This window comes from Arcticibacterium sp. GJ41-1, assembly GCF_055808875.1.
The window spans coordinates 329504-354043 of the sequence record NZ_CM147888.1 but is presented as its reverse complement, the minus strand read 5'-3'; the positions used below and the strand labels follow the sequence as shown (position 1 = coordinate 354043).

The 24540-nt window shown below is 38.6% G+C and carries 23 protein-coding genes and 1 tRNA gene; 16 read left to right on the top strand and 8 right to left on the bottom strand.

Annotated elements, in window-relative coordinates; translation table 11 throughout:
• Positions 1-62 precede the first annotated feature (62 nt).
• From ribH to AC0L6O_RS01470, 9 genes are all read left to right on the top strand, one after another.
• Complete coding sequence (gene ribH / locus AC0L6O_RS01510) at positions 63-542, top strand: 6,7-dimethyl-8-ribityllumazine synthase (RefSeq protein WP_473305769.1); 480 nt, start codon at positions 63-65, stop codon at positions 540-542.
• Positions 543-593: 51 nt separating this feature from the next.
• Complete coding sequence (locus AC0L6O_RS01505; protein ID WP_473305768.1) at positions 594-1925, top strand: aspartate kinase; 1332 nt, start codon at positions 594-596, stop codon at positions 1923-1925.
• Complete coding sequence (locus AC0L6O_RS01500) at positions 1922-2362, top strand: DUF1572 family protein (RefSeq protein ID WP_473305767.1); 441 nt, start codon at positions 1922-1924, stop codon at positions 2360-2362. The genes AC0L6O_RS01505 and AC0L6O_RS01500 overlap by 4 nt, the downstream gene beginning before the upstream one ends.
• Before the next feature lie 2 nt (positions 2363-2364).
• Positions 2365-3636 (top strand): serine--tRNA ligase, encoded by a 1272-nt coding sequence (gene serS, locus AC0L6O_RS01495; protein WP_473305765.1) that lies wholly within the window; start codon positions 2365-2367, stop codon positions 3634-3636.
• A 3-nt stretch (positions 3637-3639) separates the two neighbouring features.
• Positions 3640-4221, top strand: coding sequence for a 5-formyltetrahydrofolate cyclo-ligase (locus tag AC0L6O_RS01490; RefSeq protein WP_473305764.1), 582 nt, complete (start codon positions 3640-3642; stop codon positions 4219-4221).
• Between the two features lie 22 nt (positions 4222-4243).
• Positions 4244-6637: an RCC1 domain-containing protein gene (locus tag AC0L6O_RS01485; RefSeq protein ID WP_473305763.1), complete on the top strand. Its 2394-nt coding sequence runs from the start codon at positions 4244-4246 to the stop codon at positions 6635-6637.
• A gap of 233 nt (positions 6638-6870) precedes the next feature.
• Entirely contained in the window at positions 6871-7863 is a 993-nt protein-coding gene (locus AC0L6O_RS01480; protein ID WP_473305761.1) for an aspartate-semialdehyde dehydrogenase, read from the top strand.
• A 418-nt stretch (positions 7864-8281) separates the two neighbouring features.
• Positions 8282-9172, top strand: a complete 891-nt coding sequence (locus AC0L6O_RS01475) for a DMT family transporter (RefSeq protein WP_473305760.1) — start codon at positions 8282-8284, stop codon at positions 9170-9172.
• A 247-nt stretch (positions 9173-9419) separates the two neighbouring features.
• Positions 9420-10625, top strand: coding sequence for a hypothetical protein (locus AC0L6O_RS01470; RefSeq protein WP_473305759.1), 1206 nt, complete (start codon positions 9420-9422; stop codon positions 10623-10625).
• A gap of 81 nt (positions 10626-10706) precedes the next feature.
• Here the strand turns inward: AC0L6O_RS01470 and AC0L6O_RS01465 are convergent, their stop codons facing one another.
• The 4 genes from AC0L6O_RS01465 to AC0L6O_RS01450 all read right to left on the bottom strand — a co-directional run bounded on the left by AC0L6O_RS01465 (position 10707) and on the right by AC0L6O_RS01450 (position 14205).
• Positions 10707-11468 carry a ThuA domain-containing protein gene (locus AC0L6O_RS01465; protein WP_473305758.1) on the bottom strand — a complete coding sequence of 254 codons (762 nt, stop codon included), beginning with the start codon at positions 11466-11468 and terminating at the stop codon, positions 10707-10709.
• A gap of 107 nt (positions 11469-11575) precedes the next feature.
• Positions 11576-12799 (bottom strand): ADP-ribosylglycohydrolase family protein, encoded by a 1224-nt coding sequence (locus tag AC0L6O_RS01460; RefSeq protein WP_473305757.1) that lies wholly within the window; start codon positions 12797-12799, stop codon positions 11576-11578.
• Positions 12800-12808: 9 nt separating this feature from the next.
• Positions 12809-13783 (bottom strand): phosphotransferase, encoded by a 975-nt coding sequence (locus AC0L6O_RS01455; RefSeq protein ID WP_473305755.1) that lies wholly within the window; start codon positions 13781-13783, stop codon positions 12809-12811.
• Entirely contained in the window at positions 13783-14205 is a 423-nt protein-coding gene (locus AC0L6O_RS01450) for an NUDIX domain-containing protein (RefSeq protein WP_473305753.1), read from the bottom strand. The genes AC0L6O_RS01455 and AC0L6O_RS01450 overlap by 1 nt, the downstream gene beginning before the upstream one ends.
• Before the next feature lie 180 nt (positions 14206-14385).
• Here AC0L6O_RS01450 and AC0L6O_RS01445 point away from each other — a divergent pair, with 180 nt between their 5' ends.
• From AC0L6O_RS01445 to AC0L6O_RS01425, 5 genes are all read left to right on the top strand, one after another.
• Entirely contained in the window at positions 14386-15630 is a 1245-nt protein-coding gene (locus AC0L6O_RS01445) for a DUF6807 domain-containing protein (protein WP_473305752.1), read from the top strand.
• A complete protein-coding gene (locus tag AC0L6O_RS01440; RefSeq protein ID WP_473305750.1) occupies positions 15627-17000 on the top strand; it encodes a Gfo/Idh/MocA family protein in 1374 nt (457 codons plus the stop codon). Before AC0L6O_RS01445 ends, AC0L6O_RS01440 begins: the two co-directional genes overlap by 4 nt.
• Positions 17001-17074: 74 nt before the next feature.
• A complete protein-coding gene (locus tag AC0L6O_RS01435) occupies positions 17075-18439 on the top strand; it encodes a putative oxidoreductase C-terminal domain-containing protein (RefSeq protein ID WP_473305748.1) in 1365 nt (454 codons plus the stop codon).
• 24 nt (positions 18440-18463) lie between these two features.
• Positions 18464-18649 (top strand): hypothetical protein, encoded by a 186-nt coding sequence (locus tag AC0L6O_RS01430; RefSeq protein ID WP_473305746.1) that lies wholly within the window; start codon positions 18464-18466, stop codon positions 18647-18649.
• Between the two features lie 41 nt (positions 18650-18690).
• Positions 18691-19209: a cupin domain-containing protein gene (locus tag AC0L6O_RS01425; protein WP_473305744.1), complete on the top strand. Its 519-nt coding sequence runs from the start codon at positions 18691-18693 to the stop codon at positions 19207-19209.
• Between the two features lie 101 nt (positions 19210-19310).
• On the opposite strand, the gene AC0L6O_RS01420 is transcribed toward AC0L6O_RS01425, so the two are convergent.
• Complete coding sequence (locus tag AC0L6O_RS01420; protein ID WP_473305743.1) at positions 19311-19901, bottom strand: hypothetical protein; 591 nt, start codon at positions 19899-19901, stop codon at positions 19311-19313.
• Between the two features lie 120 nt (positions 19902-20021).
• On the bottom strand, positions 20022-21644 hold the full coding sequence (locus AC0L6O_RS01415) for a dipeptidyl-peptidase 3 family protein (protein WP_473305741.1): 1623 nt from the start codon (positions 21642-21644) through the stop codon (positions 20022-20024).
• Between the two features lie 285 nt (positions 21645-21929).
• Between AC0L6O_RS01415 and AC0L6O_RS01410 the strand changes: the two genes are divergently transcribed.
• Positions 21930-22346, top strand: a complete 417-nt coding sequence (locus tag AC0L6O_RS01410) for a hypothetical protein (protein ID WP_473305739.1) — start codon at positions 21930-21932, stop codon at positions 22344-22346.
• A gap of 164 nt (positions 22347-22510) precedes the next feature.
• Here AC0L6O_RS01410 and AC0L6O_RS01405 read toward each other — a convergent pair whose 3' ends face one another.
• Both AC0L6O_RS01405 and AC0L6O_RS01400 read right to left on the bottom strand, forming a co-directional pair.
• Positions 22511-22792, bottom strand: coding sequence for a GIY-YIG nuclease family protein (locus AC0L6O_RS01405; RefSeq protein WP_473305738.1), 282 nt, complete (start codon positions 22790-22792; stop codon positions 22511-22513).
• 162 nt (positions 22793-22954) lie between these two features.
• Positions 22955-23027, bottom strand: a tRNA-Phe gene (locus AC0L6O_RS01400).
• 170 nt (positions 23028-23197) lie between these two features.
• On the opposite strand from AC0L6O_RS01400, the gene AC0L6O_RS01395 reads away from it, so the two are divergent.
• Complete coding sequence (locus tag AC0L6O_RS01395; protein WP_473305737.1) at positions 23198-24529, top strand: 4Fe-4S dicluster domain-containing protein; 1332 nt, start codon at positions 23198-23200, stop codon at positions 24527-24529.
• Positions 24530-24540: the final 11 nt, after the last annotated feature.

Genomic DNA, 24540 nt, shown 5'->3' with positions numbered 1-24540 from the left:
TATTAACAAGGGGTAAGCCAGCAGGTTTATCCCTTTTTTTATAAATCATTTTTAAGAAAAACATGAGTTCAGCACATAAAAACCTTTCTGTTTATAACACCGACGGTATTATTGACATTTCTAACAAGAAATTTGCTGTAGTAGTAGCCGAATGGAACGAAGAAATAACGGGTGCTTTATACCAAGGAGTGTTTGACACCTTAATAAAACACGGTGCTCAGAAAGAGAACATATTAAAAATAGACGTACCAGGCAGCTACGAACTAAGTTATGGCTCGCAAGTATATGCGGCTAAAGAAGAAATTGATGCGGTTATTGCCATTGGCTGTGTGATTCAAGGCGAAACAAAGCACAATGATTATATCAACAATGCGGTAGCACAAGGGCTTACTTCGGTAAGTTTGAAATATAGTAAACCTGTGATCTTTGGTGTTTTAACACCAAATACGCACCAACAAGCTGTGGATAGAGCGGGAGGGATTCATGGCAACAAAGGAGATGAAGCAGCAATTACGGCGGTTAAAATGCTTGGCTTGAAATAGAAAGGAAATATCATAACAGTATAAATCAGTTTTTACCTTTATTTAAATAACATGCAAGTTTGGAAATTTGGTGGCACTTCCGTTGGAAAGCCAGAACGTATGAAATCAATTAGGGACTTAGTTACGGCTGATGATACCCGAAAAATTGTGGTTTTATCTGCCTTATCTGGCTCTACAAATGCCCTTTTGAGCATTGGAGAAGCTTTGTCTCAAGGTGATAAAAAAGCTGCTTTTAGTAAAATTGATGAGCTATTTGCTCACTATGAAACCTTCATTGCGGAGCTTTTTGTTACAGAAGAAGGCCTAGCGGAAGGAAAAAAAATCATTGAAAAAGAGTTTAGTTTTATAAGTTCTTTGGCCAATGTCAACATTTACACCCCAAGACAAGATAAAAAGATGGTGGCTGAGGGTGAGATACTAAGCACTCAACTTTTTGCTGCTTACATGAAAGAGCAAGGTGAGTCTGTGGTATTATTACCTGCTTTGGAGTTTATGAGCATTGATGCCGACGGCGAACCTGAGTTTGCCAAAATTGGTGAAAAACTTAGTGCTATTCTTCTAAATCAAGCAGAGCAAATATTGGTTACACAAGGTTTTATTTGCCGAAACCCTAGGGGAGAAGTGGATAACCTTAAAAGAGGTGGCTCTGATTACACGGCTTCTTTAATAGGTGGTGCTATCAAAGCAGAAGAAATTCAGATTTGGACAGATATTGACGGTATGCATAATAACGACCCAAGGATAGTTACTAGAACTTTCCCGGTGCGTGAATTGCTTTTTGAGGAAGCTGCCGAGCTTGCTTATTTTGGTGCTAAAATATTGCACCCAAGTACTATTACGCCTGCCAAAATGGGAGGTGTACCCGTTAGACTAAAAAACACCATGGCTCCAGAAGCTCCAGGAACACTGATTACCTCAAAAATTTCGGGTGGTGCAGAAATTAAAGCGATAGCTGCCAAAGACAACATTACCGCCATTTATGTACACTCTACCAGAATGCTGAATGCATACGGTTTTTTAAGAAAGGTTTTTGATGTTTTTGAGAAATACAAAACTCCTGTAGACATGATTACCACTTCAGAGGTTTCTGTGGCGGTGACTATTGACAACTCAGAAAGGTTAGAGGAAATTAGTGCGGAACTAAGACTGTTTGCTGATTTAGAAGAGAATGACAGAAACCAGAGTATCATCTGTATTGTTGGAAATTTCTTGGCAGATAATGCTGGAATAGCAATCAAAATCTTGGAAGCGGTAAAGCACATTCCTATCAGAATGATTTCTTACGGAGCCTCTGAGCATAATATTTCTCTTTTGGTGGACTCTGTTCACAAAAACGACGCATTGGAAGCTCTCAACGAAGGACTTTTTAAATTTGACCAATGATGGAAGCACTTATTTTAATTTTTACGAGAAGCCTTAATAAACTCAAAGAAGAGGTTTTGAGTTATGAAAACGAGGACCTTCTCTTTTCAACACAAGAAGGAATTAGTAATTCTGGCGGAAACCTGGCCATGCACTTGACAGGAAACCTGAGATATTTCATTGGTGCTGTTTTAGGCAAATCTGGATACATAAGAAACCGTGAAGAAGAATTTTCGGGAAGGTTTACTATAGAACAAATTGTTGCTGACATAGAAAGTAGTATTGAAGTGCTTAGCAAAACACTTATCAAACTTTCTGCTGATGACTTGTCAAAAAATTACCCAGAAAAGGTTTTGCCTACTGAAATTTCCACAGAGGTGTTTCTTTTTCACCTACTTGGCCACTTAAACTACCATTTGGGTCAAATTAATTACCATAGACGACTAACAAATAAGTAATTATGCTTCAGATAGCACATATAAAAGATAATAGAGATGCCGTAATAGCGGGTCTTGAAAAAAGGAACTTCAAAGATGCAGCCGCTGTGGTGGACAATGCTTTGGAAATTGACCAAAACAGACGTAATATTCAACAAGAGTTAGACAGTGTTTTGGCACAATCTAATGCCATGGCGAAGCAAATTGGCGGCTTAATGAAAGCCGGCAAAAAAGAAGAAGCCGAAGCGGCAAAAGCAGAAACAGGTCAACTAAAAGCCAAATCAAAAGAGCTAGACGAGCAATTAAAAGTACTTAGCTCTGAGCTAGACGAGGTGATGTACACCATTCCAAACCTTCCTCATGCGTCTGTTCCTGCTGGAAAAATGCCAGAAGACAACGAAGAGATTTTCAGTCATGGTGAAGTGCCGGTTTTACATGAAGGTGCAAAACCTCACTGGGATTTAATTTCGGATTATGACATTATAGACTTTGAATTAGGAAACAAAGTAACGGGTGCTGGTTTTCCTTTTTACAAAGGCAAAGGGGCTAAAATTCAGCGTGCACTTATAAATTTCTTCTTAAACGAAGCAGAAGCCGCAGGATATGGCGAAATACAACCGCCTATCATGATAAACGAAGCCTCTGGTTACGGAACAGGGCAGTTGCCAGACAAAGAGGGGCAAATGTACGAAGCCACGGCAGACAAGCTATTTTTGATACCTACGGCAGAAGTTCCATTAACAAATATGTACCGCGGTGATATTATCAAAGAGGAGGCTTTGCCTATAAAACATGCTGGTTACACGCCATGCTTTAGGAGAGAAGCTGGAAGCTGGGGTGCTCACGTGAGAGGACTAAACAGATTACACCAATTTGATAAAATTGAAATTATTCAAATCAGAAAGCCAGAAGAGTCTTATGCTGCACTAGAAGAAATGGTGGAGCACGTAAAAGGCTTACTAGAAAAGCTAGAACTGCCTTACAGAATCTTAAGATTGTGTGGTGGTGATATGGGCTTTACATCTGCCTTGACGTATGATTTTGAGGTTTATTCTGCTGCTCAAGAAAGATGGCTAGAAGTAAGTTCTGTATCGAACTTTGAAAATTATCAGGCAAACAGACTTAAGCTACGCTACAAAGTAGATGGCAAAACGCAGCTGCTTCATACCTTAAATGGTTCTGCACTCGCATTGCCTAGAATTTTGGCTTCTATTTTAGAGAATAATCAAACGGAAGACGGTATCAATATCCCTAAGGTTTTACAGCCATTCTGTGGTTTTGACAAAATAAACTAAGTCATGAAAAAGTCGGTCTTGCGTAAAGCATACCTTGAAAAGCGATTCCAGCTGAGCCCTGTAGATGTTTATAAAAAGAGCTTGGCCATAAAGGAATTGCTTTTCAGCAGACTTATGATGCACCGCTACGACAAGGTGCATTGTTTTTTGCCTGTAAAAGACCGAAACGAGGTGGATACCACCATTATCATCAATACGCTTCACAAAGACTTCCCGGTAGCTGTATATGTACCTAAAATAAGAGAAAACGGCATGCTAACGCATCATCTTTTTGAATCTAACACAGAGACAGCCGAAAACAAATGGGGCGTACCTGAGCCAACTACAGAAGGAATATCTTCTGAAGAGTTTTTTGATACTGATGACGACATACTGATTCTGGTTCCGTTACTAGCCTTCGACAAAAAAGGCCAACGGGTAGGCTACGGAAAAGGTTTTTATGACCGTTTTCTAGCACTAGCCACCGATAACACAACCATAGCAGGCTTATCGTTTTTTGAAGCTGAAGAAGAAATAGAGGATGTGGAGGAGACGGATGTGCCGCTGCATCATGTGATTACTGGGCTTAGGGTTTATAGTTTTTAGGGGAATTTCATAAATAATTGAAATGAAACAAGTAATTATAGTATTGTTTTTTAGTATTCTTTCAGTGTTAAACGTAAGAGCTCAATGTCTCCATAAAATATCTTTGGGGCCAAATTATAACATTTCCATAAGAACCGATGGTACATTATGGGCTTGGGGTAAAAACAATTATGGTCAGTTGGGTGATGGCACTAAGATAAATAGAATAGACCAAACTCAAATTGGGACTGATTCTGATTGGGAAATAGTTTCAGCTGGGATAAATAATGCTTTCGCCATAAAAAATGATGGTACATTATGGGCATGGGGCTATAACTATCCTGGAAAATTAGGTGATAGCACTTTTATTGAACATTTAACACCAAAAAAAATCGGTGTAGATAATAATTGGATTTCAATAAGTGCCGGTTATGATCATTCTGTTGGAATAAAAAACGATGGTACATTATGGGCATGGGGAGGGCACTCATATGGGCAACTTGGGATTGGAAATATCGAAAGTGGTGATAAATACATTAAATACCCTGTTCAAGTAGCTTCCGAAAGCAGATGGGTAAAGGCAATAGCTGGTGCTCTTCATACCATCGCCATAAAAGAAGATGGGTCATTATGGGCGTGGGGTAATAACCAACTTGGTCAGCTTGGAGATGGAACAAATGTGCATAAAAACACTCCTCAATTAATAAGCGAAGAAAACAACTGGTCTAAGATTAGTACTAAAGGAAGCTTTAATTTAGCGATAAAAAAGGATGGCTCATTGTGGTCGTGGGGGGATAATAGAAAAGGTCAGTTAGGAGATGGCTCTATAAATTCCTCAAACTTTCCAAAACAAATTGGTGTAGAACAGAATTGGTCGCACATTTCAGCCGAAGCAGACTATTCATTAGCTATCAAAAAAGATCGCACATTGTGGGGTTGGGGAAGTAATAGTTTTGGACAACAGGGAAGCTCTAACAACAATAGCAGCAATATCCCTATCCAAATTGGCAATGATAATAATTGGGCTATTCCAATTACAGGATATTACCACAGTGTCGTTATTGATAGGATGAATGAAGCTTGGAGCTCAGGAAACAATTACTACGGAGAATTGGGAAATAAACGAAGTCCCCTATACCCAACTAAAATTGTAGAAAATGGTTTTTGGAAAGATATAAGCGGTGGAAGCATTCATGGACTTGCTATAAAAAGTGACGGGACTTTACATGTCTGGGGTAAAGGAACAGGACTAATTGGTGACGGTTCAGGAGTTGAAATTAGTACAATTGTACAATCAGGCACCGACAATGACTGGAAAACAGTCTCTGCCGCCCACCTGTATTCCGTGGCAATAAAAAACGACGGCTCTATGTGGGCTTGGGGTAATGCTAGCCAAAGTATATTAGGCACAAATTCACAATCAAATAATAAAATCATTAGCCAGGTTGGGGCTGACCTAGATTGGGATGCCGTCTCTGTGGGTAAAATACATAATGTTGCGATTAAGACAAATAAAACTATCTGGTCTTGGGGTGCAAACTACGATGGTCAATTAGGCCATGGTAATAATATTCAATCAAATGTGCCAAAACAAATTGGAACTGATGCAAATTGGAAGTCAATTGGAGTCGGGTACAAGCATAATGTAAGTATCAAAACCGATGGAACATTATGGGCATGGGGTGATAATTCTTATGGGCAACTTGGAGATGGCACTTATGTTAATAAAACCGCCCCTATTCAAATCGGAACAGGTTCTGATTGGGACTACGCTGTTTCTGGAGATTATTTTAATATCGCCAAGAAAAAGAATGGAACTATTTGGGCATGGGGTTATAATGGTTATGGGCAATTGGGTGACGGCTCCTCTTACAAAAAAAATGTACCTACGCAGATAGGTCTAGAGTCTGACTGGTTAAAAATAAGTGCTGGACACTCCCATTCGATAGCCCTTAAATCTGATGGGAGCCTATGGGTTTGGGGAGACAATTACGATCATTTATTGGATACTCGGACAAGTTCCAGTTATATTAGAGAACCAACGAGAATAGGAACCAATTATGACTGGAAGTCCATTAGTGGTGGAGGCCAATTCACATTATTATTAAATAAAGATGGTAGCCTTTGGGCTTGGGGAGCGAACTCTTTTCTTCAATTAGGCTATAAGACTTCTTTGAATACTCCAATCCCAATAAACTGCGACTTCTGGATCGAACCTGATTGTCCCAATTATCTCTCAATATTTAACCCCAATCAAAATATGTTTGAAGGAACATACCAAAAACTGGCAAAGAGAAATCATGGTGAAATAAAAGCTGACAACTTAATTGGTAACAGTGCCAGAGTTGACTACAAAGCCGGAAACATTGTCTTAAACCCTGGTTTTAGTGTAAGCTCAGGGGCATATTTTAAAGCAGAGACGGGAGGATGTGATTGAGTTAAACCATGTGCCCTATTTACTCATAGGATACAGTTTGAAGAGTAGAACTTGGTTCAAGTAATTTAGAAAAAGCAATGTTTATAATTAATTGTCTCTTTTACTTACTTTTGCACCCCAAACAGTTTAACCAGCTTAATTGTTGGTGATTATAAAAGGAAACAAAGAGAACAGACCTATCTCTTTATTACATATAAAATGCTCCGCCATGGGTCGGGGGGCATGAAATTAACATGAAAGTAGCAGTAGTAGGAGCCACTGGTCTTGTAGGTGGCGAAATCTTAAAAGTATTAGAGGAAAGAAATTTTCCTGTAACAGAAATCATTCCAGTAGCTTCTGAGAAGTCTATCGGAAATAAGGTTTCTTTTAAGGGTACAGAATACACCGTGGTGGGTTTTGAAGACGCTATAAAGATGAAACCTAATGTAGCAATTTTCTCTGCCGGCGGCGGAACGTCATTGGCTTTAGCTCCTAAATTTGCAGAAGCTGGTATTACGGTTATTGACAATTCTTCTGCATGGAGAATGGACGATACCAAAAAATTGGTAGTTCCTGAGGTTAACGCTAGCTCACTTACCCCAGAAGATAAAATCATTGCCAATCCAAACTGCTCTACCATCCAAATGGTAGTGGTTTTGAAGCCGCTTCATGATAAATACAAGATTAAAAGAGTGGTAGTTTCTACGTACCAATCTGTAACAGGTTCTGGTAAGAAAGCAGTTGACCAACTTTTTGGTGAGCGTGCCGGAAAAGAGATTGCAGACCCTGCATACCCACACAAAATAGATTTGAATGTAATTCCGCATATTGATGTATTCCAAGAGAATGGCTACACCAAAGAGGAAATGAAAATGATAAAAGAGACTAACAAAATCATGGAAGACGACAGTATCCGAGTTACGGCTACTACCGTTCGTATTCCTACGGTAGGTGGTCACTCTGAATCACTTAATATTGAGTTTGAAAACGATTTTGATTTAGACGAGGTAAAATCTCTATTGGCAAACATGGAAGGCGTGGTAGTGCAAGACGACCCAGCAAACAATGTTTACCCAATGCCGCTTAACGCTCATGGTAAAGATGAGACGTTTGTAGGTAGAATTAGAAGAGATGAGTCTCAAGCAAATACGCTTAACCTTTGGTGTGTAGCAGATAACCTTCGTAAGGGAGCAGCTACCAACACTGTTCAAATTGCAGAATATTTGAATGGTAAAGGAATGATTTAGGCTTTTTAAAAGACCTAAGACTATAGATATAAGATTCAAGACCCTGCCGTTTGGCGGGGTCTTTTGTTTGAAATATAGCTGTGGAGACCTAATAAATGCCGCACACGGTCAATCACTGTGAAATAACCCAAAAAGGCTTCACCTTTATTGTGAATTAAAACAGCTTTCAGTAAAATAATTGAATTCCTTATATCGCTCTGTACTGTTTGAACACTGTCGAAATTCTAGCGACAAAAGTTAAATTAAATGTACGATGAATTAGAATTTTGACTGTGTGAGTTTACAGAGTGCTGTTTTTTTGATTCGTTTTTTTTCGAAAAAAAATGAAGTCCCCGCTGGAAAGCGAGCCAAGAAGAAGTGACCAGTAACTTTTGAAATAGATAAAATCCTCACCTTTAATTATTGATTCAAAATCAAAATGACACAAACTCAGAAAGGAATAATCTTCGTAGCGATAGGAGCCATCTGCTTCTCGGCAAAAGCCATTTTTATAAAACTGGCCTACGCAGAATATGACGTAGACGACATCACCCTTTTGACCCTTCGTTTTGGTTATGCTCTGCCCATTTTTATTTTGATTGCCTTTTGGCGATATAGAAAAGGTGCTCTGTCTTTACACACCATTGATAATCGAGACTTTGGCTATATAGCTGTTTTGTCAATGCTGGGTTACTACTGGGCAAGTTGGTTTGATTTTAAAGGTCTTCAGTATGTTTCAGCAGGTTTAGAGCGAATTATTCTTTTTATCTACCCCACGCTTGTCGTTCTTTTTTCTAGAATATTTCTAAAAACAAAGATTTCAAAAGGTGCTTTGATAGCCCTTGGTATTACCTATTTCGGTGTTATGATTATTGCGGCCGAGCCGCGAATATTTGAATCAGAAAACTTCTTAAAAGGTGGGGCATTTATTTTGGTGAGTGCTATTACTTATTCCTTGTATTTAGTTTTTGGCGGTGAGCTTATTAAGAAATATGGCTCCATAAATTTCAACAGTATCTCCATGATTCTTTCTTCTATTTATGTTCTAATCCACTTCAATCTAATATCCGATGTAAAAGTTAATAATTTAGAAAGCGGCGTTCATATTTATGGTATGCTACTGGCGTTGGTCAGCACCATCATTCCTACTTTTTTGGTTATGGAAGGCATTAAACTTTTAGGTGCAAATAAAGCTTCTATTGTGGCGAGTATTGGCCCTGTTTCCACTATAATATTAGCTTATATTTTCTTGGATGAGGTTTTAAGTGTACAGGAAATCATAGGTTCTGCACTTGTTTTGGCTGGGGTATTGATGATTGGAAGGAAGTAGTTAAATACCAGTTTTCATGTATTCGCATCTAAAATGGATTGGAGCCTATATACGAATGTCAAATAATCGAAAGTATATATAAACTTCCTTTTGCTAAATACGTATATTGCTGATAAACAGAATGTTTCGAAAACAACACTAGGTATAGTCAAAGAAAAACTTGAATAAATCACTTTATTAACATTTCATTTGCAACCTGAGCTTCGTTTTCTGCATCTAAGAGGTATACAATCTAAAAATTACGATAATGAAAAAGCTAATAACAATAATACTTCTTGGACTCTTCGGTTTTACTGCCGCAGCCCAAGACGGAAACAGATACGACGACCGATACTACTACGATGATGAGTTTGACTGGCACTGGGATGTGCGAGTAAGAATCTCTGACGGTATTAAGTCTGGTCTAATAACAAACTGGGAGTCTAAGAGACTGTACAGTAAGTTAGAAAGAATAGAAGAAAAAGAATACGATTACATGGCAGATGGCAACTACGATGAGTGGGAGCAGGATGATGTGTGGGAAGATGTAAGGTGGTTAAACAGAAAAGTAGGCTTAGAGCTTGCTGACTATGACCGCTCTTACTACGGATTTAACAGAGTTTACTTTGGTTTCAATACATACCCTTTCTGGTATAACAGATACTATGTAAACGGATGGAATTTCTACCGCTTTGATAACTTAGGCTGGGGAAGCTTTAGATATGGATACGCTCCAAGATATTACTACCCAACCACCAGAATTTATGTTTATAATAACGAACGTTATGCCTACAGAAACGGTAGAAGGTTTCGTAACAATAACGTAAATGCTAACAATGCAACCCGTCATACGGTTACGAGGTTAGACAACAGAGCCAACGGAAACGTGGTGGTAAGAGATAGAACAAACCCTTCTGCAAGAGTAGGTAACAGTAGATCTTCTAGCACTGCCAAAGCAAGAACCTACAGCGGTTCTACTAACGGCAGAGTGAGCACTACCAGACCTTCAAGTTCTGCGAGAACTTCGACATCTAGAAGCAGTAGCTCTAGAGATGCCGTAAGAGCAAGAACTACTAGTCCAAGACCATCTTCATCTGCAAGACAGTCTAGCTCAAGTAGCAGCAACAGAAGCTCTGCAATAAGACCTTCTTCTAGCAGTAGAAGTTCGTCTTCAGCAAGACAGGCTAGCCCAAGCAGCACCAGAAGCTCTTCGGTAAGACCATCTTCTAGTAGCAGAAGTTCGTCTTCAGCAAGGCCAGCATCTAGCAGCAGCTCTAAAAGGTCTTCAGCAGTAAGGTCAAGCTCTAGCAGCAGGTCTTCTTCTGCCAGACAAGCCACTCCAGCTAGAAGTAGCAATAGGAGTTCGGCCGTAAGGTCTTCTTCTAGCAGCCGAAGTTCATCGGCAAGAAGTAGCTCTCCAAGGAGTTCTTCTTCATCTTCAAGAAGCAGCAGCTCTAGAGGGTCTAGAAACTAATTAATTTTTAGACTGTATAAAGACAAAGCCCCGCCAACCAAACGGTTGACGGGGCTTTACTTTTTCTAATGCTTATTAGTCTTACAAACCTTTACCAGTAGCTGCCCAGTAAATACCACCATAAAGATGGTCAAGGTAAGTTTGGTCAGAATAAATAGCCCCAATATGACCTAAGCCAGTGTAAAAAGCTCTTCCTCCATCATAATTATGGTACCAAGATATTGGGTGAAAGTCTCCCATTCCTTTTCCTTCGTTGTCACCCCATTTAGCATACGGCTCATACGTTTTCTCATCTACAGACACTAAATAATTTAGGTCCTTAGTAAGTATTGGCTTCTGATACTCGTACCACTCGTCTGTCCAAAGTAACTTCTTAGGAAAACGCTCCATACCAGGGAAATTACTGTTCTCTACATGGATATAGGCCGTTTGCTGAGCAGGGTGAATTTTAAACATCATCCCCACCATTTTAGTATACCATTCCCACTCATACTCTGTATCCGCAGCAGCATGTACTCCTACATAACCTCCACCATTCTGAATGTATTTTTCAAAAGCTGCTTGCTCTTTATCATTCAATACATCGCCCGTTGTATTTAAGAAAATTACAACGTCATATTTTTTTAGTCCGTCTTCAGTAAAGACAGAGCTATTCTCTTGCCAATCTACTTGGAAAGAATGCCTTTGCCCAAGGGCACGAACGCCAGCTACACCTTCATGAATGGACTCATGATGATAGCCCGCAGTTTTAGTAAACAAGAGAGCCTTTAGCTTTCCGCTTTGAGCATTTGCAGCAAATGCCATTGAAATCAAACATAGCACCGCTACTATTCTATTTCTCATTTTACAATAAGGTTTATGGTTCTGAAAACTCGAAGTACCCTAATAATTGCGTGATTGCCAAATCAAATTAGACAAACAGCTTTAGTTTGTGTCTCTATGACCAATTATCAATGAAGTTTAATAATTTTTTTAGTCAGGTTTTGTGCTAGTTTTTCTAAGTCAATACTTAGCTCGGTATTTGAAACATCAATGACCTTCTTCCTTTCTATCGCAGGCAAAGCATCAAAACCACAAAAGGTTCCTAGAATTCCTCCAGCTATAGCCGCTGTGGTATCGTTATCTCTGCCATAATTAGTAAGGAATTGCATGGTTTTCATAAAGTCAAAGTCTGAATAGAGCATGGCTACCAAAACCTGCAAATGAATTTCACCTGCATGAAAAGGCATGTCTTGTTGGTTTTGATCCAAAAGTTCAAATGCCTTTTCCATCGAGTTTTCTGGATCTTCTTTAGCCTCCTTCACTATACCCAAAGACTTTTGAAGAATTCTGTATGATGTTCTGCCTACCAATCTGCTCTTGAAATAACCCTGTGGGTCCACACTTCTTAAAACATCTAAAAGGTCTTCCTTTTGGGCATCTTTTTTCATTGCCACAGCTGTCATTCCAGCAGCTAAAGCACTTATATCTCTTGCATAACCGACATCAAAAAAGCTCAATTTATACATTTCATCATAAGCACGTTTTGCATCACCAGGATAAAAAACACCAATCGCGGGAGCATAAAGCAAGCCCGCACAAACCATCTCACCACCATAAAACTTGCTCATTGCCACTGAATAGGCATCCAAATTATTCTCATTAAATGGTTTGGCCACCTTGGCCCACTCTTGTAGCCAAGCCACATGAAGCGTATTCTCCTCAAAAGGCTCTGGCATAAAAGAATCTATTTCCTTATATCGGTCGATGGCCTTCTGATAAACTGCTAAGATCTCCGACGCAAAATCATTCGCGTTTAATGTCGAAGTCTTCTGTTCAGTAAGGTATTTAAAGGTTAATTCTTTCCATCTTGTATCATCTGTGGTACCACCCGCTGGCAAATTAGTTTTCCAAGTTCCTTCTGGCGAAACTTCTCTAACCATGGAGTCCAACCCTTTTACAAACCCATATTCCAATTGTATGGCATCTCGGCTCCACATTTCTGTAGGGGCTCCCATGGCATCTCCAATCGCAGAACCCACAATGTTCCCTAAGACTTTATTATATAATTCTGCTTCTGTTAAGCCTAAGCCTTTTACCTGTTTAGCTCCAAATTGAACTGTTGATTGGGCTATAATTTGATTACCATTAAAAAGAGCGAAAAGGGCAAATAAGCCAACATAAATCTGTTTCATAGTATTCTATTAAGATAGTATCAATTCGGTTGCTTCAGAAACCAAAGCTTGTTTTTGATTAAGGTTCAAAGCCAAAGGTAATTGTGCCAAGCCAATTAATCGTCTCAATATTTCTACGCCGATAAATTGATTCAATAGTTTTTCGTCAATAGCTCTTTCTTTTCTGTATTGGCTCTTAGCAAAGTCAATTAAGTCATCCGCTAAACCAGCCAATTTGAAATGTGCCAACATCACGCCCAAATCAAACTCAGAGTCGCCCATGAAAGCAAATTCCGGGTCAATAACCTTAAGGCTCTCTTCTACCTTTAACCAACTACCCGGGTAAAAGTCACCATGAAGTAGCGTCTTTCCATTGGCCAAATACCGATTTCCGATTTCCTTTATTTTTGCTTTTAAAACTTCATTCTGTTTTAAAGGCTTCGCTAATTCCTGAAGTCCTTCTTGTACCGAATTCAAATCGAAACCATTCTCTTCCAAATACGGGTAATTGAAAATATGCTCATGATTAAGAGCTTTCATCTTAGCATTATCAGGAAAATCGCTTGGTTTTAAAGCATGCAAGACTGTCATGTATTTTATCAAAAGCACTATCTCCGCTTTTGTAACATCCACCTCTCCAGCATAAAGCCCTAAAAAGTCAGTGCCTTCACCAAGGTCTTCCATCACCATAACATGGTTCTCTTTGTCAAAGTCCAAAATCTCTGGCGAAAAACTACTGATAAATTCAGACTCAGTGGCTGCCTTATAAAAAGCGTTTTCTACCTCAATCCGCTCTATTGGAGCAGGTACTTGCTTATACTTTTCTACGTATGCTCTTGACTGTTTTACTATAAAACTAAAACCGTTTGTTTTGACACGAGCTACAAAATTCATGTTACCCTCGCCAGCTTTGGCGTATTCCAAAAGTTCATTTTCGGCCTTTAGCCAGCCTTTCTTTCTGAAATATGACTCAGTTTCTTTGTTTAATTCTTCCGTTAAAATCATTAAAACCATTTTTGTTCTATAACACCTACGTATTTATCAGCTAAATCTATTTTTCCAAGATAAATATTGATGTTAGGATATAGGTTGTACTCCTTAATTCTGTCAATATCAAGCCAACAAACTTCTAAGGCAGTTGTTTCTTCTGGGTTCAATACGGGTAGGCCATTCGCTATACTACATTCATATATCTGATGAAGTGTTTGTTCCTTCTCTTTTATCACCTCTGCTGTAAGCAATTCTTCACCCACTTTAATGTCAATCTGTACTTCCTCAAAGAACTCCCTTTTCAAAGCTTCTTTAAGTTCTTCGCCAAACTCTAGGTTGCCACCTGGAAGAGCAAAAACGTCTACTCCGCCATAATTATATCGCATGGTCAATACCTTATTCTCCTCTTTTATAACTCCTGCTACTCTTACTTTCAAATTGTCTCTATTTAGTAAATCTAATTTGGGCTCTTTTTTGAACAAATCAATAAAAAACTTAAAAGAAATCTAATCATAAGCCGCTATTATCTCCTTGATCAAATAAATTTCAACCGATTGCATAAACTTTTTTCTATATTTCCCTATCTTTAAATTTCTCTTGAAATAATTTAACTCTCTATGAAAAAAAACATATTGCTTTTAGCGATATCTCTTTTTGCCTTTCAGGCAAAATCTCAAAAAATTGCAAGCTTTAAGGTAAGCCCAAAAGCTGTCACCGCTTCTTCCATGTCTTATAATGCTCAAGTGAGCCTTGACAAGGTTACTTTTTTAGCTCAAGAGCAGCTTTCACTCATTGAAGTGAGCGAAAATGTTAGAAGAGAAGTTCCGTTTCAAATAGAAAATGGAAAGAGTAGAACCCTGCATTGGAAAATAAACCAAGAAAGCACTGTGGGAGCTCTTAGCTATGACCTTATCAAAAAGAAACCAACTGCCACGGCTTCTAATCTTAAACTTAAAAGAGAAAATGGCCTATTGACAGTGAATAGCGGCCGTTCAACATTACTTGGCTACAAATACGAATTTATGCCTTCTCCAGAAGGGATTGACCCAGTATTTGGACGTAGTGGTTTCATTCATCCTTTAAATACTCCTAATGGAGACCTTTTAACTAGAATACAGCCTGACGACCATTACCATCATTATGGTGTATGGAATCCATGGACACACGTTCTTTTTGAGGGCGACACTTTAGACTTTTGGAATCTAAAAAAGAAACAAGGTACGGTACGCTTCGCTCAATTTTTAAAACAAGAAGACGGTCCAGTATTCGCAGAATATTCTGCTCTTCATGAGCATGTAGTTCTTAAAGATGGTGCTGAGAAAGTTGCTCTAAACGAAGTTCAAAATGTACGCGTTTACCAACCAGAAAATGACCTTTATGTCTTAGACTTTTCAATTGACTTGAGCCCAGCGGGCGACTCTCCTTTTCATATTCTAGAATATCGATATGGTGGTTTTAGCTGGAGAGCTACTGAGGTCTGGACAGATAAAAACAGCGTGGTTATAACTTCAGAAGGAAAATCAAGAAAAGAGTCTGACGGAAGTACAGCGAGATGGTGTATAGTAAAAGGTGAATTAGGAGAAAACTATGGTGGAGCGGTATTGATGTCGCACCCTACTAATTATAATCACCCTGAACCTTTAAGAATATGGCCTGAAGGCTCAAACGGCAACGGTGACATGTTTGTGAACTTTGCTCCAACTAAAAATATGGATTGGGTTTTAGAGCCAAATAATACTTATAACTTAAAATACAGACTGCTAGTATTTAATGGCGAAATGACCGCAGAAAAAGCTGAGGCCGCGTGGCAAGAATATGTAAACCCGATAAAAATTGAAACAGAAAAAACCAAATTAAAATGAAGAAAATAAAATCAGTAAACAGAAGAAACTTTATCAAAAAGACCTCTATGGCCGTGGCTTTGCCCTACATAGTGCCATCTACGGTTTTTGGGAAAAGTGCTCCGAGTAATAAAATTAACATTGGCCAGATAGGCTGTGGAAGAATAGCCACAAGCCATGACCTTCCTAGTACATGGCAACATGATTCGGCTAGAATCATGGCCGTTTGTGACCTAGACGTAAATAGAAAGGAATACGGTAAAAAATTAGTTGAAAGCCATTATAAGAAAGCTGGTTCAACAGTGGATGTTAAAATGTATGACGACTACCGTGAAATGCTTTTAAACAAAGACATTGACGCAGTAATTGTCAGTACGCCTGACCATTGGCATTCTCAGCCAGCTATTGAAGCTGCATTGGCTAAAAAGCACGTGTATCTTCAAAAGCCGACATCATTAACTATTGCCGAAGGCCGTCAGCTTAGTGATATTGTACATCGTCAAGGTATTACACTGCAAGTAGGAACGCAACAACGCTCTTCTCCGCAGTTTCGTTATGCGGCAGAATTAGTAAGAAACGGTAGAATTGGTAAAATACATACCGTAAAAGTTGGACTTCCAGGAGACCCAGCAGGTCCATTAGCAGAAACAGGTCCTGTTCCAGCTGGTTTTAACTATGATATGTGGTTAGGCTCAACGCCAGAAATGCCTTATTCTGAAATGCTAGTTCATCCTCAAAAAGGATACGGAAGACCAGGTTGGTTAAGAATGGACCAATTTGGTGCTGGTATGATTACTGGTTGGGGACAGCATCATTATGACTCAGCTGCATGGGGAATGAACACAGAATTTACTGGTCCTATCTCCGTAGAAGCTGTAGCAGAATTTCCAAAGTTTGGAAGTTGGAATGTACATGGCGATTTCATGGTAAAAGCTGAATATGAAAACGGAATTACCATGCTTACTAGCGGTGGTTTCCCTAACGGAATCAGGTATGAAGGAACCGACGGATGGATTTTTGTGACACGTGGAGCCTACAGAGCTACCCCATCAGATCCAATTCCAGAAAATAACGGCGTAAAATCTTTAGATGCTAGTGACCCAAAACTATTGACTTCAGTCATTGGAAAAGATGAAATACACCTTTATAAGAGTGACGAGCAGCACGGAAACTGGCTTGATTGTATTCAATCAGGCAAACAGCCTATCTCTCCTGTAGAAATCGGCCACAGGGCTTGTTCTGTATGTCTTGTGAGCCATATTGCTATGAAACTTCCTCGCAAGCTGGAGTGGAATCCTAAGGCAGAGCGTTTTGTAAACGATGATGTGGCTAACTCTATGTTAAGCAGACCGCAGCGTTTCCCTTACGGTACTAACTATATAAAAATGTAATTTCACATTGAAGGTCAAGCTTTTCTGCTTGACCTTTTTTCAAAACCTTACCTCGATAAACTTACTCTTTGAAAATGTTTAAATCTAAACTCCTGTTGAGTCTTTCGACTTCCTTAATCGTTATGTCTTGTGCGACCTCCGATACTACAGAAACAGCTTCTAAATTCAAGCTTATAACGCTAGACCCTGGTCACTTTCACTCAGCATTGGTTCAAAAATCAATGTATGACTCTGTGGACAGCACGGTACACATTTATGCTCCAGATAGTCCTGATGTAAACCTGCATCTTGATAAAATTAATAGCTATAATACAAGAGATGAAAAGCCAACTTCATGGAACTCAGTGGTCTATAAAGGCGATGATTTCTTTGAAAAGATGCTATCAGAAAAAGCAGGTAACGTAGTTATGTTAGCTGGTAACAATAAGAAGAAAACAGAATATATTTCTGAGTCAATTAACAACGGTTTCAACGTTTTTGCCGACAAGCCGATGGTTATCAATCCTGCAGGCTTTGAACTATTGAAAAGCACTTTCAAAACGGCGAAAGAGAAAGACTTGCTTGTTTATGATATCATGACCGAAAGGTTTGAAATAAGCACCATGCTTCAAAAAGCTCTCTCTCAAATTCCTTCCGTTTTTGGAGAATTAGAAAAAGGAACTATTGAAAATCCAGCAGTTACAAAGGAGTCTGTTCATCATTTCTTTAAGTATGTTTCTGGCTCACCACTTACCAGACCAGCATGGTTTTTTGACGTAACACAGGAAGGTGAGGGAATAGTAGATGTTACCACGCATTTGGTTGACCTAGTGCAGTGGGAGTGTTTTCCGGAACAAATTATTGACACCAACGCTGTCAATGTTTTAGAAGCTAAAAGATGGCCTACAGTACTTACAAAAGACGATTTTCAAAAAGTTACTAAATTAGACGAATACCCAGATTATTTATCGCCCTATATAGCAGACGATAAACTGAGCTCATACTCAAACGGAGAGATTAACTATACCATCAATGGTGTACATGCCAAAGTATCTGTAATCTGGAATTACAAAGCCCCTGAAGGTGCTGGAGATACGCATTACTCCATTATGAGAGGAACCAAGGCTAACTTGATTATTAGACAAGGGGAGGAGCAAGGCTTCAAACCTACGCTATATATTCAAACGCTTGGCGAAACCACTGAGGCTGATTTAACAGCGGCCTTTGAGGCAATAGACAAAACCTTCCCAGGTGTAAGTTTTGAAAAACAAGGTGATGAGTATGTAGTACTGATTCCAGATCATTACAAAGAAGGCCACGAAGCTCATTTTGCACGTGTCACAGAGAAGTACCTTGAATACCTTCAAAACAGAAATATGCCGGCATGGGAGGTTCCAAATATGATTACAAAATATTACACCACCACCAAGGCTCTTGAAATGGCTTTAAAAGGAAATTAAAAACAATTTAAACCCTGAACCCTCATGAAGAAAAAAGCACTATTCTCGTTCGTTTTGATAACATTGTTTGCTTTTCAAAGCATGGCTCAAGTGGCGTCAAAAGCTTATTCTTTCGACAATACTCCAGCGGAGGGTTCAGGCAACCTTTTAGTTAAAACCTTTTTTGATGGCTCTACTAGAGATTTTTCACACATGAGCATGAAACTCTAGTTTCTAAAAAGAAGCTAAATCACACAATTTCTGATGCTGTTATGGAAACGCTGGTGATAGTGAAATCGGGCGAAATTAATTTCTCGCTTAATGGTGAAACTAAAACCATGGGGGCAGGAAGTATTGCTCTCCTAATGCCTCAAGATGCCTTGCGTTTAAAAGCGAAAAAGGAAAGTTCTTTTTATGTCATGAGCTACCAGTCAAGAGATGGAAAATACCAAAACGCAGGAAAAAGTGCTCTACAAAACTGGGGTGATGTACCTTACAAAACCCATAACAAAGGTGGAATTAGAAAATTTTATGACAGACCTACGGCACACTGCAAACGAATGGAAATGCATGTCACAAACCTAAACCCAGGTATTAAAAGCCATGAACCACATACGCACAGAGCTGCAGAAATCATTTTGCTAACCACCGGAAAATCAGAAATGGAACTAGGTGATGGTATTGTGAAAGCACAAACAGGAGATTTCTATTACGTAGAATCTGAAGTGCCACATGGAATTAAGAATATTGATTCAGAACAAATTCAATATTTCGCTTATCAATTTGAATAAGACAGACCTTCTGAATTTACAGACTTTTAAATAACCCAAAAAGTAAAAGAGGCTTGGCAGTTAATTCTACCAAGCCCTTTTTTATAGAATTTATTTTAATGTTACTTCGACTTACGACTTCCTGCGTTAATTGCAGAAGCACTCGTATAATCGTAAAGCTTTAATACGCCAGTATATGAACCAGTCATTTTCTCTCCACTATCTAGTGTTACATCAAATGTGATTGTATACGTGTCACCTTCTTTTTCAACCTTAACACTTCCAGACTCAACGAAATAATCTGTTCCCGTTCCAGCAGTAAAATTTGCGTCAGCTAGTGCCGCTCCTACTGCAAAAGTACCAGCCTCATATCCCTCACTGTAAGAATATGTACCTGGAGCTAAGTCACTTTCAGTATTAGTTGCAAAATCAAAATATAATGCATTTCCTTCTCCAGCAAGTTCATAATACTCACCGTCTTCTTCTACCACTGTAACTGCTGATGAGTATAATGTAATATCAAAGTCATATACATCTATGTCCGTCTCACCATAGTTTTCAATCAAACCAGCGTCAAGAGCATACTCTTGTCCATTTATAACGAATGAAATATTTGTTGTTGGTTCTACATCATTATCATCTGATTTGGAGCAACCAAAAAGCAATATTGATACTAAGAATAGTGTGGAAATTTTTTGAATGTTTCTGCTCATTTTTTTAATTAGAAAGTTTTGGAATAAATAATTGAATTGCAAAAAAGAGAATGTTTTGCATTAAAACAGTTTCCTTTTTGCAATTTTCTTGCCTAAAACACTCCAAACATATTTTTTAGTCTACAAAGCCAATACCTCTACGCCTTGTTTAAAGACTATATCTCTTGGTATTCCAGCATTACCAACCCTGTCTAAGTCTTTTTGAAGCTCCGCTCCAACTACGCCCATTTCGTCAAATAGCTTTCCTACGCCTTCATAATCTCCATTTCCCTGAAGGGTCAATATTTTCTCTGATAAAGAATTCATAGCCTGCTGAAATTCTTCAAAATTGACTTTATAAGTTCCTTTTTGAGCATCATAGCTAAAAGCGTTTTGCTCTTTGAAATAGTTGAACCTTATCATGTTTGCTTTGCCATGTGCACTGGTAGCACCAAATCTCACAGAACGAAAAATACCCGCCAAGAAAGTGGTGTAGTAATCCATCAACTCCCCATCAATTTCTCCTTTTTTATGAAGTTGGGTAACCATATAAAGCCCTAAAATGTCCGCCTTTCCTTCTTCCAGTGCCGAACTATGCTCTTTTAGAGCTTGTCTTACCGTTCCTTTTCCATTAATGGTGTTTTTTACACCAAGGCCATGAGCCACTTCGTGGAACATTGTATTGGCAAAAAACGCATCAAATGTGACATGTTTTTGCTGCGAAGCATCAATCAATAATTCGTTAATCGGTAACAAAATTTTATCAAATTTGGCTTTCATTGCATTTTTTAACTGCAACCTACGTGTTCCTTTTTCTAGCTGTACACGTTCATCGTTAGGAAGATTAATAGCAATAGTTTTACCACCAGAGTTACAGTCGCCCGCATAAAAGATGACGTCATAAGCATTCAGGTCTGAATCTGTTCCTGGCTTTTCCGTTTTATATGCTGCCTCCACAGGTAAATTAGCTTGAAGCTCAGGAAGAAAAGAAGCAAACTTTGCCAACCTTTCACTCCATTTCGTATCTTTTATCAACACATAAGCCTCATGTGCGGCTTTATAATTGAATAGTTGGTCTTCATAATTTTCAATAGGTCCTACCACAAAATCAATTTTATTTGACTTCATGTCCATCCATGCCATGTCACTTTCTAGGTAATCATCTGTCAATAATGCTTCCGACCTAAGATTTAAATACCTACGAAATCCAACATCTTCTGTCAAAGAAGCTGCCTCTTTTAACAGCTCAGAAGCTCGCTCCACCTCTTTTTTGAACGCCTCATAATAAGGCACTGTATAAAGTTGACCATTTTCATCACGTCTTATAAGGGTATAAAGACTCCTCTTATCATCAGACTCAAAGGCTTCAAACTCTTCCTTTGTCATATCTTGAGGATAATACTGAGCTCCTGCTGGCTTTGGACCAACTCCTTCTAAAAATGGTTCATTACCACCCAACCTGTCCCATGGACCATAATTATATTTTACGAATGTTTTAGCGGCCTCGTCAGTCAAACTATTCAGTAAAGCACCCTTATCTCCATAAGCTTCTTTCCAGAAAATGTCATCCATTATCTGTGCTACCTCTATTAAAATTGGAATTATTTTTTGCTGATTTTCAGACAGATGACTCAAGTCGGCCGTTAATGTAAACTCGGCATATTCGTTTACTTTTTGTTGCATTTCAGATACTTCAGCTTCCTTTTCAGAGCTACAAGCCCAAATAGATGAAGCAAGAAGAAGAGCGAAGATTGTTTTTTTCATATGTCAATAATTTTGAATGTATACAAAGCAAGGGAAAGTAGTGCTCTCTTCAAAATATCAACAAAAAAAGACGATCTCTTTAAAAAGTACAACTTAGAGGATTCTCAATGGTTTTTCCCTCCAAATTCAGCAGATTACTTTCTCCTATATTTCTCACTTCTATCAAAAGTTAATAATATTCAACGAGGCTAAAAGGGAAACTTTGAATTGTTTAAATGCTTGATTTCTTCTTTTTTTGTATCTAAAGCGTCCTTGATAAAAAAGAACAAATCACACATTAAGATTATGAAAAAATCAACAATTCCCTTTTTAGCTATTTTACTATTTCTTGGTTTTATGAGCTGTGGAAAAGAAACAGAACCACAGTCTTTGGAAGAATACGTTTTGGAAAAGGTACAAAAAGAATGTGGTTTATATGCCCAATTTAGTTTAAGAGATGTGGTTAAAGCACGAAAATTAGAAAACACCGAGTTTGAAATAAAATATGGAGGCCAAGCTGGTGGCTCAACTGCTCTATACTTTGTTTCAAACGACTACAGCTATGCTGGTTATACCAAAACCAATTGTGGTCTAGATCTTACAAACTTTGACTTCAAATTAGGTGAAAAATATGCTCTTTCTGGCTATGGTATTTTAGCTGACCGCGGTGCGGATGAGGGAGGTGGAATATTAATTATAGAACAAATAAAAAAACTTGATTAGGTGACTCACGCCACTTAGTTTCAAATATTTCTTCGCTAGCTAGCCAAGCAGAAAATATAGCAATTAATGTTATTTTCAAAAACAAAAAAGACCACCTCTTTCGAGACGGCCTTTCTGCTGTGGTGATGGACGGTCCCGATAGCTATCGGGAGAACCGCCGAACTTTATATGTTTAATAACTTCTGAATCATCTCTGGATATTGCTTTAAATTCTTAATGTACTTAGTTGATTTCATAGACTTTATCTTCTTCTCTACTTTCAACGCATGCTCACGTCCTTCACATTCTATTGTTAAAAATATCTCCCAATCAGAACTCTGTTTTGTAAAAGAACCTACATACTTCCCTTTGTTATGCTCTTTTAATCCCTCATTAGGATAAGCTGTCTCTCCTACATAAAACTTATTCAGTTTTAATGAAAAGATAATGTAATTGTAGTGTAACATATTCAAAAACTCGATCAAAAAAAAAGACCACCTCTGTTGAGATAACCTTCCTTTCTGTGGTGATAGACGGTCCCGATAGCTATCGGGAGAACCGCTCTCCCAATTTTTTATACTATTTCTCTTGAAACAAAAAAAGCTACCTCTTTCGAGATAGCTTTGAAGTGGTGATGGACGGAATCGAACCGCCGACACAAGGATTTTCAGTCCTTTGCTCTACCGACTGAGCTACATCACCAACCTGCCTTATTGCTAAGGGAATGCAAAAGTAAAGAAAAAGTTATTCTACGCAAACAATTTTGCAAAAACTCATAAAAAATATTCTTCTTTTTTATTTCCAGCATTTTTATGACCTTTGTATAGTATGCAAGCATACTATTTTTAAAAAGAAAACATAACCCTAATTCCATGGCCTATTTATCTCAAATAGTTTTTATTCTAGCCTTAGGTACAGCCGCCTATTTAATTCTACGCAGGGTTTTCCTTATAAAGAAGACCATTCAGCTCGGAAAAGCGGAAAACAGAACAGACCAACCTTTTAGACGTTTCAAAAATATGCTCCTAATAGCATTTGGACAGAAAAAGATGTTTGACAGACCAGTGGTAGGAATTTTACATTTCTTAGTTTATGTAGGTTTCATCTTAATAAATATTGAAGTTTTAGAGATTGTCATTGACGGTATTTTTGGAACACACCGTGTTCTAGCTGAACCATTAGGTTCTTTTTACCCTGTCGTAATTAACTTTTTTGAAATACTTGCTGTGGGCGTAATACTCGCTTGTGTTATATTTTTAATAAGAAGAAATGTATTAAAGATAGAAAGACTTCACCCGAGCTCATCAAACGAAATGAACGGCTGGCCAGCTATGGATGCCAATATTATTCTTGTTTTTGAAATAGCTCTTATGATGGCTTTCTTAAAAATGAACGCTGCAGACTCCATCCTCCAAAGTAGGGGAGTAGGTCACTTTGCCGAGGCAAATACAGGCAACTTTCTAATTAGTCAAACCTTAATTCCGATACTAGATAATTTCTCTTCTGGCTTTCTAGTGTTTACAGAAAGAGCTGCTTGGTGGTTCCATATTTTGGGCATTATGGCCTTTGCTCTATTCGTAACTTACTCTAAGCACCTTCACATCGCTTTGGCTTTCCCAAACACCTATTTTGCCAACCTTGGCTCAAGAGGTGAAATGAACAATATGCCTGCGGTAACCAAAGAGGTTAAAATCATGATGGAACTAGAGCAACCTGGTGATGAAACAGAAGAGGTTGGCCGTTTTGGTGCAAAAGACGTTGAAGATTTAAGCTGGAAAAGCCTTATGGACGCTTACAGTTGTACAGAGTGTGGTAGGTGTACTTCGCAATGCCCAGCAAATCAAACAGGAAAAGCCCTTTCTCCACGTAAAATTATGATGGACACCAGAGACCGTTTGGAAGATATTCAGAAAGGATGGCTTAAGAATGGTTACGATTTCAAAGATGAGAAGTCGTTAAATGGTGATTATATCAAAGAGGAAGAATTATTGGCATGCACCACCTGTAATGCTTGTGTAGAGGCCTGCCCTATTCAAATTAGCCCTCTTGATATTATCTTAGAGCTGCGTAGATACAACGTCATGGAAGAGTCTAAAGCCCCTCAGTCGTGGAATATGATGTTCCAAAACTTAGAAACTAGCATGTCTCCATGGAAGTTTTCTCCAGACGATCGTTTCAAATGGGTAGAAGATATGAATGCTTAATGCAAGCATTT

Bases quoted from the DNA above. Each gene is read 5' to 3' on its own strand.
- AC0L6O_RS01485 (WP_473305763.1), top strand. From the start codon at position 4,244: ATGAAACAAGTAATTATAGTATTGTTTTTTAGTATTCTTTCAGTGTTA.
- ribH (WP_473305769.1), top strand. From the start codon at position 63: ATGAGTTCAGCACATAAAAACCTTTCTGTTTATAACACCGACGGTATT.
- AC0L6O_RS01500 (WP_473305767.1), top strand. From the start codon at position 1,922: ATGATGGAAGCACTTATTTTAATTTTTACGAGAAGCCTTAATAAACTC.
- AC0L6O_RS01405 (WP_473305738.1), bottom strand. From the start codon at position 22,792: ATGTTACACTACAATTACATTATCTTTTCATTAAAACTGAATAAGTTT.
- AC0L6O_RS01505 (WP_473305768.1), top strand. From the start codon at position 594: ATGCAAGTTTGGAAATTTGGTGGCACTTCCGTTGGAAAGCCAGAACGT.
- AC0L6O_RS01460 (WP_473305757.1), bottom strand. From the start codon at position 12,799: ATGAAACAGATTTATGTTGGCTTATTTGCCCTTTTCGCTCTTTTTAAT.
- AC0L6O_RS01415 (WP_473305741.1), bottom strand. From the start codon at position 21,644: ATGAAAAAAACAATCTTCGCTCTTCTTCTTGCTTCATCTATTTGGGCT.
- serS (WP_473305765.1), top strand. From the start codon at position 2,365: ATGCTTCAGATAGCACATATAAAAGATAATAGAGATGCCGTAATAGCG.
- AC0L6O_RS01435 (WP_473305748.1), top strand. From the start codon at position 17,075: ATGTTTAAATCTAAACTCCTGTTGAGTCTTTCGACTTCCTTAATCGTT.
- AC0L6O_RS01430 (WP_473305746.1), top strand. From the start codon at position 18,464: ATGAAGAAAAAAGCACTATTCTCGTTCGTTTTGATAACATTGTTTGCT.
- AC0L6O_RS01425 (WP_473305744.1), top strand. From the start codon at position 18,691: ATGGAAACGCTGGTGATAGTGAAATCGGGCGAAATTAATTTCTCGCTT.
- AC0L6O_RS01410 (WP_473305739.1), top strand. From the start codon at position 21,930: ATGAAAAAATCAACAATTCCCTTTTTAGCTATTTTACTATTTCTTGGT.
- AC0L6O_RS01455 (WP_473305755.1), bottom strand. From the start codon at position 13,783: ATGATTTTAACGGAAGAATTAAACAAAGAAACTGAGTCATATTTCAGA.
- AC0L6O_RS01465 (WP_473305758.1), bottom strand. From the start codon at position 11,468: ATGAGAAATAGAATAGTAGCGGTGCTATGTTTGATTTCAATGGCATTT.
- AC0L6O_RS01480 (WP_473305761.1), top strand. From the start codon at position 6,871: ATGAAAGTAGCAGTAGTAGGAGCCACTGGTCTTGTAGGTGGCGAAATC.
- AC0L6O_RS01475 (WP_473305760.1), top strand. From the start codon at position 8,282: ATGACACAAACTCAGAAAGGAATAATCTTCGTAGCGATAGGAGCCATC.
- AC0L6O_RS01470 (WP_473305759.1), top strand. From the start codon at position 9,420: ATGAAAAAGCTAATAACAATAATACTTCTTGGACTCTTCGGTTTTACT.
- AC0L6O_RS01490 (WP_473305764.1), top strand. From the start codon at position 3,640: ATGAAAAAGTCGGTCTTGCGTAAAGCATACCTTGAAAAGCGATTCCAG.
- AC0L6O_RS01445 (WP_473305752.1), top strand. From the start codon at position 14,386: ATGAAAAAAAACATATTGCTTTTAGCGATATCTCTTTTTGCCTTTCAG.
- AC0L6O_RS01440 (WP_473305750.1), top strand. From the start codon at position 15,627: ATGAAGAAAATAAAATCAGTAAACAGAAGAAACTTTATCAAAAAGACC.
- AC0L6O_RS01395 (WP_473305737.1), top strand. From the start codon at position 23,198: ATGGCCTATTTATCTCAAATAGTTTTTATTCTAGCCTTAGGTACAGCC.
- AC0L6O_RS01420 (WP_473305743.1), bottom strand. From the start codon at position 19,901: ATGAGCAGAAACATTCAAAAAATTTCCACACTATTCTTAGTATCAATA.